Here is a 17,058-nt window from a genome sequence, read left to right as displayed (position 1 = left end):
ATGCTGCTGACCACCAAATACGTGGACGGTTTGCCGCTCCACCGCTTTGAAAAAGTACTGGGCCGCCATGGCATCGATATTCCACGTCAGACCCTGGCTCGCTGGGTTATCCAATGCGGTGAGCATTTTCAGCCGTTGCTGAATTTAATGCGCGACAGCCTCTTGGCCAGTCGGGTCATCCACTGCGATGAAACGCGCGTGCAGGTGTTGAAAGAGCCTGACCGGGAGCCAAGCAGTCAGTCCTGGATGTGGGTGCAAACCGGCGGCCCGCCAGACAAACCAGTGATCCTTTTTGACTACTCCACCAGCCGCTCGCAGGAGGTTCCAACGCGCCTGCTCGATGGCTACTGCGGCTATCTCATGACCGATGATTACGCCGGTTACAACGCGCTTGGCACGCAGGACGGAGTCGAGCGTTTAGGGTGCTGGGCTCATGCACGCCGTAAGTTTGTCGAAGCGCAAAAAGTGCAACCCAAAGGCAAGACAGGCCGGGCGGATATAGCGCTGAAGCTGATCAGCAAGCTATACGGCATCGAGATCGCCTTCAAAGAGAGCAGCGATGAGGGGCGGAAAAATGGACGTCAGGATTTAAGTCTCAAGGTGATGAGTGAGCTAAAGGCCTGGATGGAAAAAACGCTCCCATACATGACCACGCAGAATGCACTGGGCAAGGCTGTGACCTATCTGGCAAACAACTGGAGCAAACTGGAACGGTACGTCGAGCAAGGCTACCTGCCCATCGACAACAATACCGCCGAGCGCGCGATCCGGCCTTTCGTCATCGGAAGGAAGAACTGGTTGTTCAGCGATACGCCCAAAGGCGCGACGGCCAGTGCTCAACTTTACAGCCTGGTCGAGACCGCCAAAGCCAACGGCCAAGAGCCTTATGCGTGGCTGCGCCACGCACTGGAGCGCCTACCACAGGCATCCTCGGTCGAAGATTACGAAGCTCTGTTGCCGTGGAACTGCAAGCCCGGATCCCACAGCTAAACGCACCGCCCACTTTTGACTAGGTGGGGTTTATGGAGCGCTTACGAAAAATCGACTAACCGAACTGCTTTTTTTCGGTTAGTCGCCTAGGCACCCTGGCAACAAAGTGAGTTGTGCCAGGCCTCCCTTTTATAGTTTCGTTGTGATCGTCTCTCTGCGCGACTACCTAACCCATATTGAATCGCTGAATACAGGTTCCGTTAAGTGCTGACAGAGCTTTCTTTCTGATGGCCAAAATATTTAGAACAGCATTAGCGGCCTCACGACCTTTACAAACGAAATGCTCAGCGAAAATTGCGCAGTGGTGATCAGTTTCTTGAAAATGATGAGGCGTAAGTGACAGTGAGATCACCGGAACGCGGGTCTCCAATCCCGCGCGCATTAGTCCATCAACAACCGTTTGCGCCACGAAGTCATGCCGATAAATTCCACCATCAACCACTAGGGCCGCCGCAGCAACGGCAGCATATCGACCAGTAAAGGCAAGTTCTAACGCCATCAGCGGCATTTCGAATGCCCCAGGGACGTCAAACACATCTATCTGATCTGCGGGAATTATTTCACAGAAACCTGCTAAGGCACGATCAACAATTTCGTTGTGCCAATTTGACTTGATAAATGCGTAACGATTAGTTGCCATATTAGATACTCTTGGATTCTTGTTTTGCTTTCCAACTGCTAAGAGTTGAAAGATAAGAACGCCCTCCAGATAAAAGACATCTCCGAATGGAAGGGTTCCGAGCTGAATAGAACTAGGAACAGAACCCAAACCTTCACGCAAAGAAAGGTCTGGATATAGATAAAACTGCTCATGTTGGAGAACTTGAAGAAGCAGCCCCCGTCGATCACCCTGCGTGCATAGCCCTTGGAAGTTTAGATACCGTATCGCTGAAAATAGATCAGGTTAGGCTTCCTGCTAGGCTCGTGGGCGGTGGCTAGGGGCCTCTGCTTCCGGTGCCGCGGCTTTCTGCAGATAAAAGTCGAACGCCAGTTCGGCAAAACGGTCAGCTTGCACGCCACGGTCGCGTGCTGCAGCTGCATCCTCGACGAAACGCAGATCGCCGATCAGACCATCACGGGTGGCAAAGGCAAAGTCGTCCCACAGATACTGATCCCCTGCAAAGTTTATCTGCGTGGTCAGGTGGCGATGCCCCGGTGCTGAAATGAAGAAATGTACGTGCGCAGGACGCTGCCCGTGACGGCCGAGCAAGTCGAGACATTCCTGAGTCGGGCCCTGCGGGTCGCAGCCATATCCCGACGGCACGATCGAGCGAGCGCGATAACGGCCATTGGTATCGGTGATAATGCGCCGGCGCAGGTTGTACTCAGACTGTGTTGAGTCGAAGTACGAGTAGGTGCCCTGGGTATTAGCATGCCAGATGTCGACGGTAGCGCCGACAAGCGGATTGCCTTCGGAATCGGACACCCGGCCTTGGAGGAACATCACCACACCCGCGTCGGTGCCGTCGTCCATACGTGCTTCGCCTTGCGCCAGCGGCGAGCCAGCAACATACAGCGGGCCTTCGATGGTGCGCGGAGTACCGCCGCTTAAGCCGGCCTCGGCATCCTTGGCGTCCTGCAACAAGTCAAGGAAGTGCTCGATGCCTAGGCCTGCCGCCAGCAGGCCTGCTTCATTACGACCACCGAGACGGTTAAGGTAGTCAACGGCGTGCCAGAACTCGTCCTCTGTGATTTCCAGATCTTCGACCAGACGAGCGGTGTCCTGTAGCACGCGCAAGATGATCTCCTTGAAGCGTGGGTTGCCTTCGGCGCGGTCAAAACCAGCGACTTTGTTGAAGAAAATTTGAATATCGGAAGTGTGAGAAATTTTTAATGTCATCATGCTTACCTTATATTGTTCTTCTAAAAAGTAGGTGCGAATCAACGGTCGCCGTTTTGGATCGACGAAGGATGACGGCAGAGTCCGTCGACCTCAATGTCCATGTATGGGAACAGCGGAAGCTGTATCAAAGTGTCATGCAACGCCTCGACGCTGGGCACATCGAACACACTGTAATTGGCATATTGCCCAGCAATTCGCCAGAGGTGGCGCCAAGTACCGTTGCGCTGCAGGCTCTGGGCTAGTTCTTTTTCGGCGGCCTTCAGCTCAGCAGCCTTGGCCGGGTCCATGTCGACCGGTAATTTTACAGTCATCTTCACGTGGAACAGCATGATTATCTCCTTGCTTTCTATGCAATCAACGACGGGCAAAGCGTGCCAAGCGCTGTTCATCCAGCGTCAGACCTAGGCCGGGGGCACGCGGAATGTGCAGATGGAAGTCACGGTACTGTGGCGGCTCGTTGATGATTTCCTCAGTCAACAACAGCGGACCAAACAACTCGGTTCCCCAAGTCAGCTGGCGCAGAGTAAGGAAGGCATGGGCTGAGGCCATGGTGCCAATCGAGCCTTCAAGCATGGTGCCGCCATATAGGGCGATGCCAGCGGCCTCCGCTATTTGAGCGGTACGCAGCACCGCGCGCGGGCCGCCGTTCTTGCCAATTTTCAGAGCGAAGACGCTGGCGGCGCCGGCGGCGGCAAGACTGAATGCGTCCTCTACGCTTTCGATCGACTCATCCGCCATGATCGGGGCGGGACTGCGCTGGCTCAGGCGAACCTGGCCGCTGCGGTTGATGCGTGAGATCGGTTGTTCAATAAGATCGATGCCGTTGTCGCCGAGGATTTGGCAGGCACGGATGGCTTGGGACTCGTCCCAGTACTGGTTAACGTCGACTCTCACGCTGGCGCGGTCTCCCAATTCGCGCTTAATAGCCACGACATGCTTGAGGTCTTGCTCCACCGGGTTGGCGCCGATCTTCAATTTGAACACTCGGTGCCGGCGAATTTCCAGCATTTGCTCGGCTTCGATGATGTCGCGGTGGGTGTCACCGCTGGCCAGAGTCCAGGCTACTTCGAGACTGTCACGCACCCTCCCGCCCAGCAGCTCGCTTACAGGCAAGCCCCAGCGCTTGCCCTGGGCGTCGAGTAACGCACTTTCAATACCTGACTTGGCGAAGGTGTTGCCTTTGGCCAGCATATCCAACTTGAGCATGGAGGCATTTATGTTGTCCGCTGGCAGGCCGATCAGGACTGGCGCTAGGTGCGCATCAATGTTGGCTTTGATGCCTTCGGGACTTTCATAACCGTAAGCCAGACCGCCGATGGTGGTAGCCTCACCTATTCCGTCCACACCATCGCTGCAACGCACGCGCAATACCACCAGGGTTTGCTGCTGCATGGTGTGCATCGCCAGCTTGTGCGGACGAATGGTTGGCAGATCGATGATAATTGCATCTATACGCTCGATTACAGCGGTTGTCATTGTTACCAGACCCCGTAAAGTAGAGCCCCTGACAGGCCCAGAAATGCATTCACTTGATAGCTCAAGGATTGCGCGAGACTGTGCACCCTGTCCAATATCAAATGAATACCCCACCATACCCTGGAGGTTTGATGGAACTGCGCCATCTGCGATACTTCAAAGTGCTGGCAGAAACCCTGAATTTCACCCGCGCCGCCGAACTTCTGCACATGGCCCAGCCGCCACTGAGTCGGCAGATAAGCCAGCTGGAGGATGAGCTTGGCACGCTGCTAGTGGTGCGGGAGCGGCCGTTGCGGTTGACCGAGGCTGGGCGTTTTTTTTACGAGCAAGCCTGCACGCTTCTGCAGCAAATGCACAACATCACCGTCAATACCCGTCGCATCGGCCATCGCCAACGCCAGTGGCTGGGTATCGGCTTTGCGCCGTCCACCCTCTACACCGTATTACCAGAGTTGATCCGCGAGCTACGCCAGGACAGCGAATTGGAGTTGGGGCTCAGCGAGATGACCACAGTTCAACAAGTCGAGGCGCTGAAAACTGGGCGAATTGACATTGCTTTCGGCCGCATTCGCATCGAAGACTCAGCCATTGACCAGCAAATACTTCGCGAAGACCCGCTGGTGGCTGTGCTGCCCCAGGGGCACCCGCTCGCAGGCACCTCGCTCACCCTTGCCCAGTTGGCCGACGAAGCATTCATTCTCTACCCCGCTAACCCCAGGCCTAGCTATGCCGATCATGTGCTGGCATTGTTTGCCCAACACGGCATGAGTATCCACGTTAGCCAGTGGGCCAACGAACTGCAGACCGCCATAGGTTTGGTTGCCGTCGGCTTAGGCGTGACTCTGGTCCCGGCCTCTGTGCAACAACAGCACCGAGCGGATATCAAGTACGTCGGACTGCTAGACAGTGGTGCCGTCAGCCCGATCATCCTCAGCCGCCGCAAAGGTGATGTAAGTCCAGTTTTACAGCGCTGTTTAGCACTGCTTGAAGCTAATACCTAAAAAGATTGGTTAAGGTTCGCTCTTGATGGGCATTTCCAAGTACAGCCTAGAGTGACCGGAGGCCCAAACCACCATTCAACTGTGCAAATCGGATCGAGGACAGGTATTGCCGAGCTTCGAGTAAGTCCTCGTTGATCGCCTTACCGCTACTTTGCTGGACCAGGCCCGACGAAGAACATTACCGCCTAGATGCGAAAGCCCAGCAGACTGATCGCCGGTTTCGCAGGGAGGCGATCACCAGTTCGGTGGCCAAGGTCAGCGCACCCCGAACCAATTTTTCAAGGAGCACGCAGGTATGGTGGCGAATCGGGGCAGTACCATGGTGCCAGCCGCTACGGCCAGCCAACACATGTAGTCAACAAGCGGATCAGTTAGGTGCTCAGGTCGCAGTATTTGCTGAGATGCCTGGAGGAGAAGATCACCGTGTAGATTGTAATCTAGTGACAGGAATGAACCATGATCGCCAATTGGATCGGATGAGCCAGTTATTATTTAAACAAGTGACCTGCCCCCTCCTCCGATTCTCCAGTTAACAGCTGCATCTGGCGGGCCGCGCTCAACAACGGCTCTTTGCTCGGGCGGGACGGCAGCGTTCCGTTAAATCATGAGGAAGAACGCAGCATGCAAGCGCCAAAATATGAACACCCGCTGCCACCCGCACAAGCCCAGACACTTGCGAGCAGCGGCAAAAGGCACCCAGTGGCCCGCCGTAATATGGGCAAAACAAGCGCCCACCAAAAGTAGCCAGTCTGTCGGACCCATTGTTTCCGCCTGAATCCGTGCGTCAGGTACACCTTACGTGACGGAACAGGCCCGCTTCAGCGATGCCTAGCAGCAGGCGCAATTCATAAAGCGTGAGCTCATCCTGACGACCGGAAAGCCCCTGATAGCCATGATTCGCGAATCCAGAACCGCGCGTAGACCTTGTGCATTATGAATTTGCCAAAGCTCGAAGACGCCGACCGAAACAGTCAACATCAAGGCTACGTCTGGCTAACATTGTAAATTTTAGGGATGCACCTGTTTAATCCGTCCCCTCACACCGCTCCTTGAGCAACCGCACGAACATGGTCAAGCTTTGCGAAACGGTACCCCTGCGCCATACCAGCCACGTCGGCAGATAACGGAAGGATTCCGACAGTGGCCAGACGCTGACCGTGCTGCACCCGGGCATGCTTTGCAGCATGCTGCGGGGCATCAGGGCTAGGCCCGCGCCGGCACTGACACAGGCGAGCATTCCGTGATAGGACTCCATCTCAAAGATCTTGCCCGGCACCGCCGAGTCCTTGGCGAACCAGCGTTCGAAGTGATGGCGATAGGAACAGTTGGAGCGGAAGGCGTAGATGTTTTCGCCGTTCACATCCTGCGCTCGTTGAATAGGGCTATGGTTGAGCGGTGCAATCAGGACCATTTCTTCTTCGAATGCCGGTACGCCTTCCAGTGCAGGGTGCAGCACCGGGCCATCAACAAAAGCGGCGGTTAGCCGGCCTGCCAGCACGCCATCAATCATGGTCCCCGAAGGTCCAGTGGACAGGTCCAGTTCGACCTTAGCGTACTGCTGGTTATAGGCCGCCAAGAGCGTAGGAATCCGCACCGCCGCTGTGCTCTCCATCGACCCCAGGGGAAAGGTGCCCTGGGGTTCTTCCCCCCCAACCGTGGCACGGGCTTCCTGGACCATGCCGAGAATCCGACGCGCATAGTCGAGGAAGCTCCAGCCGGCTGGTGACAACCGCAGGCGGCTTTTTTCGCGGATGAATAAGTCGACGCCCAAATCCTGCTCCAATTGCTTGATCCGTGTGGTCAGGTTCGAAGGCACCCGGTGGATGTGCTGCGCAGCGACGCTGATACTGCCGTGTTCAGCGACAGCCTTGAAAATCTCGAGCTGAACCAGATCCATGGCATTCTCCAATCGTGAATGTGTCCCTCATTATTATTCAGTTTAAACTAAATATACAGCACCTTAATCTGAGTTCATTCCTATCCGCAGGACGGTGCTATGAGCAGTATTTCCAGCCTTACCCACGCCATCTCTGTCAATCCGGCGACCGGTGAACAGATCGGCCAGTACCCTTTCGACTCCGGAGCAGTATTGCAGACAACCCTTGCGCGCTCTGCTGCCGGGTTCCGCGCCTGGAGCCGCCAGCCGATCGCACAGCGCACCTTGCGCCTGCTTGCGCTTGGCCAGGCATTGCGTGACAACGCACAGGCCATGGCACGGATGATCACTCTAGAGATGGGTAAGCCGATCACCCAAGCCCGGGGTGAAATCGAAAAATGTGCACAACTCTGCGTATGGTACGCCGAACACGGCCCAGCCATGCTTAACGCCGAGCCGACCCTGGTCGAAGACAACAAGGCACGCATAGAATATCGTCCATTGGGATCGATTCTGGCGGTAATGCCCTGGAACTTCCCGATCTGGCAAGTACTACGCGGTGCTGTCCCGGCGCTGCTGGCAGGTAATACATACGTGCTCAAGCACGCACCCAATGTGATGGGCAGCGCCTATCTGCTGGGGGAGGTGTTTAAACAGGCGGGCTTTCCTGAGGGCATCTACGAGGTGATCAACGTCACGCCGGAGGGTGTCTCCACGGCAATTAAAGACACACGTATCGCTGCTATCACCCTGACCGGCAGTGTCCGCGCCGGCGTGGCCATCGGCGCCCAGGCCGGCGCAGCGCTCAAGAAGTGCGTCCTGGAACTGGGCGGTTCCGATCCGTTCATCGTTCTCAACGATGCCAACCTCGACGAAGCCGTTAAAGCAGCTGTGGTCGGGCGTTACCAGAACACCGGACAAGTCTGCGCGGCGGCCAAGCGACTGATTGTAGAGCAAGGTATAGTCGAAGAGTTCACCAGGCGATTTGTTGACGCTACCCGCCAGTTAGTGGTGGGCGATCCATTGTCTGCCGAAACGTACATCGGCCCGATGGCCCGCTTCGATCTGCGTGAGGAACTGGATCTACAGGTGCGCAACACTCTGGAGGAAGGTGCGACCCTGTTGCTGGGCGGCCAGAAGGCCGAGGGCCCTGGTAACTTTTATGAGCCGACGGTGTTGGCCGACGTCACCGATCAGATGACCTCGTTCAAGCAGGAATTGTTTGGCCCCGTTGCGTCGATCATCACCGCCCGAGACGCAACGCATGCCTTGGAACTAGCGAACAACAGTGAATTTGGTCTGGCTGCCACTGTATACAGTGCCAATGTCGAACAGGCTGAACAGTTGGCCAGCGAGCTCGAAACCGGCGGCGTCTTCATCAATGGCTACTGCGCAAGCGACCCGCGCGTGGCCTTCGGTGGCGTGAAGAAAAGCGGATTCGGTCGCGAACTGTCGCATTTCGGCGTGCGCGAGTTCTGCAATGCGCAGACGGTGTGGCTGGATCGCCACTGATTGAATCAGCATTAGTTGACATAAAAACACCGAGCTGTGCGGACCGTTTGAAACGGGGTTTGCCAAAATCAAAACAAATGTCTCGATTTTCGAGGCATTTGTTTTTCCAAATTTTAAAAACATAAGGCCCCCTCAGGCTCTCAGCGCCTTTACAGGCATTTGCGCATACCTGAAGATCTGGAAATCCTCTCAGCCCCCCAGCCAGGTTCAGACCTAGCTCGTATACAAAGGATAGCAACGTGCAAATAACTATAAAAAACAAAATAACGATACTGGCGGGTCTGTGCTTACTCAGCGTCGTAGCGGTATTGCTATCCAGCAACATTTCTCAGTCACGCTCAAGCATTATCCATATAAAAACCAAGACTTTGAGCATGATCAATGACGCCGCAATCGACAGATTGCAATCGAACAGCGAAATACAAGCTCTAAAAATCCAAGCATACTTCATTAGATCGTACTTATATGGCGCTGGTGTCGCTGAGCAGATAAAAAAACAGCGCAACCTAGGCGCCAAATACGCGATCGATTTCGCGCAATCTAGAGACTCGTTGAATCAGCAGATAAAGTCATCGCTGGCTACCAACCCCAATATTCTTAGCATGTACGTTGTCTTCAACTCCAACGAGCTTGACGGCCAGGATAATAAATTTATAGGCAGGACTGATCTCGCCAGCACTGACAGCGGAAGATTCTCTAGCTACTGGACCAAACACGATGGCGTCATTAACTCGCTAGCTGTAACAGAAAAGATGATAAGCGACACCTCCCCAATGCTTGACGGCACTCCTTCTAACTCTTGGTTTACATGCCCTAGCACCAATTTTAAACCTTGCATCTTTAATCCTTACCTAGAAGAATTGGGCTCCACGTCAAATTTGGTTATCTCGATCTCCTTCCCGATCGTCGACAATGACAAAGTAATTGCTGTCTTCGGCATGGATATAAGCCTACAGCAGCTTCAGAACCTTGCGAAAGCTGGCAGCGAAAGTCTTTACGACGGTAACAGCGCCGTGAGCATTATCAGCCCTGCTGGTTTGTTAGCTGCCCATAGTGTTGACGCAAAAAAAATGGGCAAGACAATTGAAGGCGTATACGGTGAAGACGCAGCAGAAATACGCAAAAAAATGGATTCCAAAGACATAAGTGCAATCCGGACCGACAATAAGCTGAGAGTCACAAAATCTTTTCCGCCTATACCCGACACTCCATTCTGGACTATTCTAATGGATACTCCGGAGTCAGTACTTTTTGAACCGGCAAAAAACCTTGAATTAGAACTTGACACCCAAGCCGACCACACAATGCTGCACAATATCCTTATAGGAACCTGCGTCGCGCTATTAGGACTTCTTGTCTTATGGCTCGCGGCGAGAAGCATCACAAAGCCAATTAGGGCTGTCTCCATAATGCTCAAAGACATTGCCAGCGGTGAAGGGAATCTAACGCAACGCTTGAATCATCGTGCTGCAGATGAGCTGGGTGAGCTTGCTTCTTGGTTCAATATGTTCCTCGATAAGCTTCAACCAATAATTGCGGAGGTCAAGCAATCGGTCCATCAAGCTAGGGATACAGCAGATCGCTCCTCAAAAATTGCTATGAACACCAGTTCCGGAATGCAGATGCAGTATCGAGAAATAGACCAAGTCGCTACCGCCTCACATGAAATGAGCGCAACAGCGCAAGACGTGGCCAAAAGCGCTGCTCAAGCAGCAAGCGCAGCACAAAACGCAGATGAAGCGACGGACCAAGGACTTGCAGTAATCAATATTACAACCGCGAAAATTGGCGCGCTAGCTGAGGAAATGGACGCCATGATGGGCCAGGTGGAGGCCCTCGCGGTGAGCAGCGAGCAGATTGGCTCCGTTCTGGATGTCATCAAATCTATTGCTGTACAGACAAACCTCCTCGCGTTGAACGCCGCTATCGAAGCAGCGCGCGCGGGTGACGCCGGGCGTGGCTTCGCTGTGGTTGCAGATGAAGTCAGAAATCTTGCCAGGAGGACTCAAGAGTCTGTCGAGGAGATCCAACTAGTCATAGAGTTGCTTCAGCAAGGGACACGTAGCGTCGTAGACGCTATAGGCGCCAATCACAGAAAGGCTCAAGACAGCGTCGAACAGGTCGGCTCTGCTGTAGAAGCTCTTCAACGCATCGGCGCTGCAGTCAGAGTCATCAACGACATGAATCTGCAAATCGCGACTGCAGCTGAAGAGCAGAGCTCGGTAGCAGAGGAGATCAATCGGAATGTAGCAGGGGTTCGTGAGGTTACCGAATCACTCAAGATACAGGCCGACGAATCGTCTCATATAAGTCACGCCCTCAACGAACTGGCCAGCCAGCAGCAGGTTCTGATGGATCATTTTAAAGTGTAGCCCCCTCTTCCTCACCTCATCAGGAAAATGATTTCAACACACCTGTAGTGAAGGTTGGAAACGTCCCCAGGTTTTCGAAGCGGCTCAACGGGGTGACCGGTCTCGCTGTAGTACATCTAAAAAATTTAACTAGAGAGTATGCGTCCGGCCAACACACCTTCCTGACCCCGACGCCAAAGGCGATGGTGTCCACCCAAATAAGTGGACACCATTTCTAGCCTTTTTAAGCGGACGCCCATGCCCCAAGAACGCCGTTCCTATTCCAAGTCCTTTAAAGCCCAGGTCATCGCCGAGTGTGCGCAGGCTGACACCTCGATTGCCAATGTCGCCTTGACCCACAACCTCAATGCAAACCTTGTCCATAAATGGATTCGGGTGCATGCGCAGAAAAACCTGACACTTCAAACCGCCTTCATCCCGGTCAAGACATCGCCGCCGGTGCGATGCATCAGGCCCTTCCTGCCACGATCCGAATCGAAGTGCCGCATTCAAAAGGCGTAGTCGTGGTGAGTTGGCCGGCAGAAAATGCAGCGGCATGTTCCACTTTTCTGCGAGACCTGCTGCGATGATTCGCATCGACACCATCTGGCTCGCCATCGAGCCCATGGACATGCGCGCCGGCACTGAAACCGCGCTGGCGCGAGTTGTCGCGGTGTTCGGTGCGGCGAAGCCGCACTGTGCTTATCTGTTCGCCAACCGTCGCGCCAATCGTATGAAAGTGTTGGTGCATGACGGCGTGGGGATTTGGCTTGCAGCCCGGCGCTTGAATCAAGGGCGCTTCTTTTGGCCAGGCGTGCGGCACGGCTCTGAAGTCCAGTTGGATGCAGAGCAACTTCAAGCCTTGGTGCTCGGTTTACCTTGGCAACGCGTCGGTTCCGGAGGAGCCATCACGGTGCTCTAACTCGTCTGCCATGGCGCGCTTGCCAGCGCAATTGGCCCATCCGTCTATCGCCGCCACTAGCCCTCTCTGGCAAAATCGGCGGCATGACTTCGCATCCGAATCTCGATCAATTAAACCCTGAAGAACTGCGCGCCTTGGCGGCGCAGTTGATCCAGCGCGTCGAGACCATGGACAAGCAAATCACTCATCACAAGTCCGTCAACGAGAAACTGGCCCACGAGATCGCACTGCTCAAACGCTTCAAATTTACCAAGCGCAGCGAGCAGTTGAGCCCGGATCAAGTCAGCCTGCTCGACGACTTGATCGATACGGATATCGCCGCTATCGAAGCCGAACTTGAGGCGCTGCAACCGGCATCTGTCGAAGCTAAATTGCGCCAGCAACCCAAGCGCGCACCGCTGCCACCGCAGTTTCCTCGCACGCTGATCCATCACGAACCGGACAACAGCCACTGCCAGTGCGGTTGTGCCCTCAAGCGCATCGGCGAAGGTGCCAGCGAAAAGCTCGACTACACGCCCGGCGTGTTCACCGTCGAGCGCCAAATCCGTGGAAAGTGGGCCTGCGAACAGTGCGAAACGCTCATCCAGGCGCCGGTACCGGCGCACGTCATCGACAAAGGCATCCCGACAGCGGGCCTGCTGGCCCACATCATGGTGGCCAAGTTCGCCGACCATCTGCCGCTGTATCGCCAAGAGAAAATCTTTGGCCGCGCCGGGCTGTCCATCGCCCGTTCGACCTTGGCGCAGTGGGTGGGCAACTGCGGCGTGCAACTTCAACCGCTGGTTGATGCGCTGCGCGAAGCCGTGCTGACGCACGACGTCGTCCACGCTGACGAGACCCCGGTACAGATGCTGACGCCTGGCGCGAAGAAAACTCATCGCGCTTACGTCTGGGCCTATGCCACCAGTCAGTTCTCCGATCTGGCGGCGGTCGTTTACGAATTCAGCCCGAGCCGTGCTGGCGAACATGCCGGAGCCTTCCTTGGCCACTGGAACGGCAAGCTGGTCTGCGACGACTTCGCTGGCTACAAGGCAGGCTTTGAACTGGGCGTCACGGAGATCGGCTGCATGGCCCATGCTCGCCGCAAGTTCTTCGACTTGCACGCGACCAACAAGAGCCAGATCGCCGAAAAAGCGCTGCATTACATCGCGGCCTTGTACGAAATTGAACGAGAAGTCCGCGAGCTGGAACCGGGTGATCGACAGCGAATACGGCAGGAAAAAGCAGCGCCAATCGCCGACGCACTTCATACCTGGATGACCGCCCAAAGACAGCTTGTGCCTGAGGGTTCGGCCATCGCCAAGGCCCTGGATTACAGCCTCAAACGCTGGATAGCGCTGACGCGCTATCTCGATGACGGTGCTGTGCCCATCGATAATAACTGGTGCGAGAATCAAATCCGGCCGTGGGCTCTTGGGCGCTCGAACTGGCTGTTCGCGGGCTCGTTACGCAGCGGTAAACGTGCGGCGGCGATCATGAGTTTGATTCAGTCGGCGCGGCTCAACGGACATGATCCGTATGCTTACTTGAAGGATGTTCTTACACGCCTGCCGACGCAGCGTGCGAGTGAGATAACCGAGCTGTTGCCGTACAGGTGGGCGCCCGTTTAATTACATAAGGTGTGTTGGGCAGACGCTTACAGTCCAAGCGCAGAAAACCATGGCTTTGCAGCCTGCTTTCATTCCGCTGCCCTTGCAGCTAGCCGGGGTAAATTCGCAAGCCACGTCGCCGGCTATCTGTCTCGAAATCCCGCACCCACGCGGCACCGTCAAAGTGAGTTGGCCGACCGAAAACGCCGCAGCCTATGCCACCTTTTTGCGAGAGCTGCTGCGATGATCCGCCTCGATACAATCTGGCTCGCCACCGAGCCGATGGACATGCGCGCCGGTACCGACACCGCCATGGCCCGTGTGATTTCAGTGTCCGGTGCGGCGCAGCCGCACTGCGCTTATCTGTTCGCCAACCGCCGCGCCACCCGCATGAAGTCCTGGTGCACGATGGGTTGGGCATCCGGTTGGCGTCACGTCGGCTCCACCAGCGCAAATTCGCTTGGCCTGGCACGCGCCACGGTTCACCAATGGAGCTGAGCACCGAACAGCCACACGCCTTGATACTGGGCTTGCCATGGCAGGGAGTTGGACCCGCAAACGCCATTTCCATCCTCTGAACCGAACCATGCCCCATCCGGCAGCGCAATTGTCCGATCAGCCTGTCGTCCTGTTTACGCTGATCTGGCAAGATCGGCGGCATGACTTCGATCCACGACCTCGACCAACTGAACCCCGAACAACTGCGTGCACTCGCGGCGCAGTTGCTGCAACGCGTCTCGGCGCTCGACGAGCAAGTTGAAACGATGGGCAAGACCGTCCAGGTCATGGACAAGAAGATCCATCACGACAAAACGTTGATCGAAAAACTGAGCCACGAGACCGCCCAGCTCAAGCGTTTCAAGTTCCCCAAACGCAGCGAACAAATGAGCCCGGAACAGGCCAGTTTGCTCGATGATCTGATCGATACCGATATCGCTGCCATTGAAGCGGAACTGGAGTCGCAGCAAGTTACTCCGGCACCGACCCAGGAAAAGCAGAAACCCAAGCGTCGCGCCTTGCCGCCTGAGTTTCCCCGCACGCTGATCCATCACGAGCCGGACAACACGGAGTGCGCCTGTGGCTACGCGCTCAAACGCATCGGTGAAGATGTCAGCGAGAAGCTCGATTACACACCTGGCGTGTTCACCGTGGAGCGCCATATCCGTGGCAAGTGGGTCTGCGACAGTTGCGAAACACTGATCCAGGCTCCGGTGCCAGCGCAGGTGATCGACAAGGGCATCCCGACTGCGGGCTTGTTGGCCCACGTCATGATTGCGAAGTTTGCTGACCATCTACCGCTGTATCGTCAGGAAGCCATGTTCGGCCGCTCCGGCCTGGCTATCCCGCGTTCGACCCTCGCCCAATGGGTTGGCGCCTGTGGTGTGCAGTTGCAGCCACTGGTCGATGCGCTGCGCGCAGTGGTGCTTGAACAGCCGGTCGTACACGTTGATGAAACGTAAGCGCTCCATGAACCCCACATTCAAAGCGCTTAGCTGATCCCGGATGCTGTGCTCCCGATTCTTTCTGGAGCTCGTTCGCCATGATGCGACCCGATGCAAAAGTCGAAAAAGTGTATCTGTATCCCAAACCCGTCGACTTCCGAAAGTCCATCGACGGCCTGGCTGCGCTGGTCGAGTTGGACATTAAGGTCGCGGTTTTTGACCCCGTGCTTTTCGTCTTCCTCAACAAGCCCCGCAACCGAGTGAAGATTTTATATTGGGAGCGCAATGGCTTCTGCCTATGGCTCAAGCGCCTCGAATCCGAGCGCTTTAAAACATCGCCCGATGCCAGCGACGAGGCGATAGTCCTGACCGTCCAGGAACTCAACTGGATGCTCGACGGTTTTGACCTCTGGCGTAACCGTCCCCATCAGGTTTTGACGCCACGATTCGTGGCCTGATTCGGTATAATCCAGGGCATGATTTCGATGCCCAAAGACCTTCCTGACGACCCCGCGCTACTCAAGCAATTGCTAGAGCAGATGCTCATTGAGCGCGAGTCTAACAAGGGCCGCATCGTCCATCTTGAAGAAGAAAACGCGCTGCTGCGCCAGCGCCTGTTCGGACGTAAGTCCGAGCAGACAGCCGATCTGGCAACGCCTCAGCTAGCCCTTTTCAACGAGGCGGAAAGCATCGCCGAGCCTGTCGACGAAGACGTCGAAGAAGAGGTTGTCGCTCCGGCCAAGCGTCGCGGCAAACGCAAGTCGCTGCCTGCCGACCTGCCACGTATCGAGGTTATCCACGAACTTCCCGAGCATGAACTGACGTGTGCCTGCGGCTGCCGCAAACACGCGATTGGCGAGGAAGTCAGCGAGCAGCTTGTAATCGTACCGATGCAGATCAGAGTGATCAAACACGTTCGTAAAGTTTACGGTTGCCGCGACTGCGAGACGGCCCCGGTCACTGCGGACAAGCCGGCTCAACTGATTGAAAAAAGCATGGCCAGCCCAAGTGTTCTGGCGATGCTGCTGACCACCAAATACGTGGACGGTTTGCCGCTCCACCGCTTTGAAAAAGTACTGGGCCGCCATGGCATCGATATTCCACGTCAGACCCTGGCTCGCTGGGTTATCCAATGCGGTGAGCATTTTCAGCCGTTGCTGAATTTAATGCGCGACAGCCTCTTGGCCAGTCGGGTCATCCACTGCGATGAAACGCGCGTGCAGGTGTTGAAAGAGCCTGACCGGGAGCCAAGCAGTCAGTCCTGGATGTGGGTGCAAACCGGCGGCCCGCCAGACAAACCAGTGATCCTTTTTGACTACTCCACCAGCCGCTCGCAGGAGGTTCCAACGCGCCTGCTCGATGGCTACTGCGGCTATCTCATGACCGATGATTACGCCGGTTACAACGCGCTTGGCACGCAGGACGGAGTCGAGCGTTTAGGGTGCTGGGCTCATGCACGCCGTAAGTTTGTCGAAGCGCAAAAAGTGCAACCCAAAGGCAAGACAGGCCGGGCGGATATAGCGCTGAAGCTGATCAGCAAGCTATACGGCATCGAGATCGCCTTCAAAGAGAGCAGCGATGAGGGGCGGAAAAATGGACGTCAGGATTTAAGTCTCAAGGTGATGAGTGAGCTAAAGGCCTGGATGGAAAAAACGCTCCCATACATGACCACGCAGAATGCACTGGGCAAGGCTGTGACCTATCTGGCAAACAACTGGAGCAAACTGGAACGGTACGTCGAGCAAGGCTACCTGCCCATCGACAACAATACCGCCGAGCGCGCGATCCGGCCTTTCGTCATCGGAAGGAAGAACTGGTTGTTCAGCGATACGCCCAAAGGCGCGACGGCCAGTGCTCAACTTTACAGCCTGGTCGAGACCGCCAAAGCCAACGGCCAAGAGCCTTATGCGTGGCTGCGCCACGCACTGGAGCGCCTACCACAGGCATCCTCGGTCGAAGATTACGAAGCTCTGTTGCCGTGGAACTGCAAGCCCGGATCCCACAGCTAAACGCACCGCCCACTTTTGACTAGGTGGGGTTTATGGAGCGCTTACGA

General features: G+C 55.7%; 14 protein-coding genes and 3 pseudogenes. 12 read left to right on the top strand and 5 right to left on the bottom strand.

Annotation, left to right across the window (positions count from 1 at the left end):
* Positions 1-990: IS66 family transposase (tnpC, locus tag ACE04F_RS23100; protein WP_486105342.1), on the top strand; the 990-nt coding region annotated here is incomplete at its 5' end.
* 166 nt (positions 991-1,156) lie between these two features.
* Here the strand turns inward: tnpC (ACE04F_RS23100) and ACE04F_RS23095 are convergent.
* The 4 genes from ACE04F_RS23095 to ACE04F_RS23080 all read right to left on the bottom strand — a co-directional run bounded on the left by ACE04F_RS23095 (position 1,157) and on the right by ACE04F_RS23080 (position 4,309).
* Complete coding sequence (locus ACE04F_RS23095) at positions 1,157-1,684, bottom strand: 6,7-dimethyl-8-ribityllumazine synthase (RefSeq protein WP_434698004.1); 528 nt, start codon at positions 1,682-1,684, stop codon at positions 1,157-1,159.
* A 222-nt stretch (positions 1,685-1,906) separates the two neighbouring features.
* The gene (gene catA, locus ACE04F_RS23090) at positions 1,907-2,830 is read right to left on the bottom strand and encodes a catechol 1,2-dioxygenase (RefSeq protein ID WP_434698005.1); all 924 of its coding nucleotides are present in this window, start codon (positions 2,828-2,830) and stop codon (positions 1,907-1,909) included.
* A 41-nt stretch (positions 2,831-2,871) separates the two neighbouring features.
* Complete coding sequence (gene catC, locus ACE04F_RS23085; RefSeq protein ID WP_434694833.1) at positions 2,872-3,162, bottom strand: muconolactone Delta-isomerase; 291 nt, start codon at positions 3,160-3,162, stop codon at positions 2,872-2,874.
* Between the two features lie 25 nt (positions 3,163-3,187).
* A complete protein-coding gene (locus ACE04F_RS23080) occupies positions 3,188-4,309 on the bottom strand; it encodes a muconate cycloisomerase family protein (protein WP_434694834.1) in 1,122 nt (373 codons plus the stop codon).
* 131 nt (positions 4,310-4,440) lie between these two features.
* Between ACE04F_RS23080 and ACE04F_RS23075 the strand changes: the two genes are divergently transcribed.
* Entirely contained in the window at positions 4,441-5,310 is an 870-nt protein-coding gene (locus tag ACE04F_RS23075) for a LysR family transcriptional regulator (protein ID WP_434694835.1), read from the top strand.
* A gap of 1,024 nt (positions 5,311-6,334) precedes the next feature.
* Here ACE04F_RS23075 and ptrR read toward each other — a convergent pair.
* Positions 6,335-7,207: a putrescine utilization regulator PtrR gene (gene ptrR / locus ACE04F_RS23070; RefSeq protein WP_434694836.1), complete on the bottom strand. Its 873-nt coding sequence runs from the start codon at positions 7,205-7,207 to the stop codon at positions 6,335-6,337.
* A gap of 99 nt (positions 7,208-7,306) precedes the next feature.
* On the opposite strand from ptrR, the gene ACE04F_RS23065 reads away from it, so the two are divergent.
* From ACE04F_RS23065 to tnpC (ACE04F_RS23020), 10 genes and pseudogenes are all read left to right on the top strand, one after another.
* Entirely contained in the window at positions 7,307-8,698 is a 1,392-nt protein-coding gene (locus tag ACE04F_RS23065; protein ID WP_434694837.1) for an aldehyde dehydrogenase family protein, read from the top strand.
* Positions 8,699-9,072: 374 nt separating this feature from the next.
* Positions 9,073-10,212 (top strand): annotated as a pseudogene (locus tag ACE04F_RS23060) (PDC sensor domain-containing protein); the annotation flags it as partial.
* On the top strand, positions 10,204-11,070 hold the full coding sequence (locus tag ACE04F_RS23055) for a methyl-accepting chemotaxis protein (RefSeq protein ID WP_486110056.1): 867 nt from the start codon (positions 10,204-10,206) through the stop codon (positions 11,068-11,070). The pseudogene ACE04F_RS23060 and the gene ACE04F_RS23055, both read left to right, overlap by 9 nt.
* Before the next feature lie 237 nt (positions 11,071-11,307).
* On the top strand, positions 11,308-11,571 hold the full coding sequence (locus ACE04F_RS23050) for a transposase (protein ID WP_434694838.1): 264 nt from the start codon (positions 11,308-11,310) through the stop codon (positions 11,569-11,571).
* 64 nt (positions 11,572-11,635) lie between these two features.
* The gene (gene tnpB / locus ACE04F_RS23045; protein WP_434694839.1) at positions 11,636-11,971 is read left to right on the top strand and encodes an IS66 family insertion sequence element accessory protein TnpB; all 336 of its coding nucleotides are present in this window, start codon (positions 11,636-11,638) and stop codon (positions 11,969-11,971) included.
* 83 nt (positions 11,972-12,054) lie between these two features.
* A complete protein-coding gene (gene tnpC, locus ACE04F_RS23040; protein WP_486110055.1) occupies positions 12,055-13,581 on the top strand; it encodes an IS66 family transposase in 1,527 nt (508 codons plus the stop codon).
* 222 nt (positions 13,582-13,803) lie between these two features.
* Positions 13,804-14,138: pseudogene (tnpB, locus tag ACE04F_RS23035) on the top strand (IS66 family insertion sequence element accessory protein TnpB).
* An 81-nt stretch (positions 14,139-14,219) separates the two neighbouring features.
* Positions 14,220-15,017 (top strand): annotated as a pseudogene (locus ACE04F_RS23030) (transposase); the annotation flags it as partial.
* Between the two features lie 83 nt (positions 15,018-15,100).
* On the top strand, positions 15,101-15,460 hold the full coding sequence (gene tnpB, locus ACE04F_RS23025; protein WP_034127541.1) for an IS66 family insertion sequence element accessory protein TnpB: 360 nt from the start codon (positions 15,101-15,103) through the stop codon (positions 15,458-15,460).
* 18 nt (positions 15,461-15,478) lie between these two features.
* Positions 15,479-17,011, top strand: coding sequence for an IS66 family transposase (gene tnpC / locus ACE04F_RS23020; RefSeq protein ID WP_486110054.1), 1,533 nt, complete (start codon positions 15,479-15,481; stop codon positions 17,009-17,011).
* Positions 17,012-17,058: the final 47 nt, after the last annotated feature.

Source organism: Pseudomonas sp. AGC41 (genome assembly GCF_057334555.1).
Note: the sequence above shows the minus strand (reverse complement) of the source record. Positions and strands in the feature narration are given on the sequence as shown.

Coding starts and splice junctions, on each gene's coding strand:
- catA (WP_434698005.1), bottom strand. CDS start 2,830: ATGACATTAAAAATTTCTCACACTTCCGATATTCAAATTTTCTTCAAC.
- catC (WP_434694833.1), bottom strand. CDS start 3,162: ATGCTGTTCCACGTGAAGATGACTGTAAAATTACCGGTCGACATGGAC.
- ACE04F_RS23080 (WP_434694834.1), bottom strand. CDS start 4,309: ATGACAACCGCTGTAATCGAGCGTATAGATGCAATTATCATCGATCTG.
- ACE04F_RS23075 (WP_434694835.1), top strand. CDS start 4,441: ATGGAACTGCGCCATCTGCGATACTTCAAAGTGCTGGCAGAAACCCTG.
- ptrR (WP_434694836.1), bottom strand. CDS start 7,207: ATGGATCTGGTTCAGCTCGAGATTTTCAAGGCTGTCGCTGAACACGGC.
- ACE04F_RS23065 (WP_434694837.1), top strand. CDS start 7,307: ATGAGCAGTATTTCCAGCCTTACCCACGCCATCTCTGTCAATCCGGCG.
- ACE04F_RS23055 (WP_486110056.1), top strand. CDS start 10,204: ATGTTCCTCGATAAGCTTCAACCAATAATTGCGGAGGTCAAGCAATCG.
- ACE04F_RS23050 (WP_434694838.1), top strand. CDS start 11,308: ATGCCCCAAGAACGCCGTTCCTATTCCAAGTCCTTTAAAGCCCAGGTC.
- tnpB (WP_434694839.1), top strand. CDS start 11,636: ATGATTCGCATCGACACCATCTGGCTCGCCATCGAGCCCATGGACATG.
- tnpC (WP_486110055.1), top strand. CDS start 12,055: ATGACTTCGCATCCGAATCTCGATCAATTAAACCCTGAAGAACTGCGC.
- tnpB (WP_034127541.1), top strand. CDS start 15,101: ATGATGCGACCCGATGCAAAAGTCGAAAAAGTGTATCTGTATCCCAAA.
- tnpC (WP_486110054.1), top strand. CDS start 15,479: ATGATTTCGATGCCCAAAGACCTTCCTGACGACCCCGCGCTACTCAAG.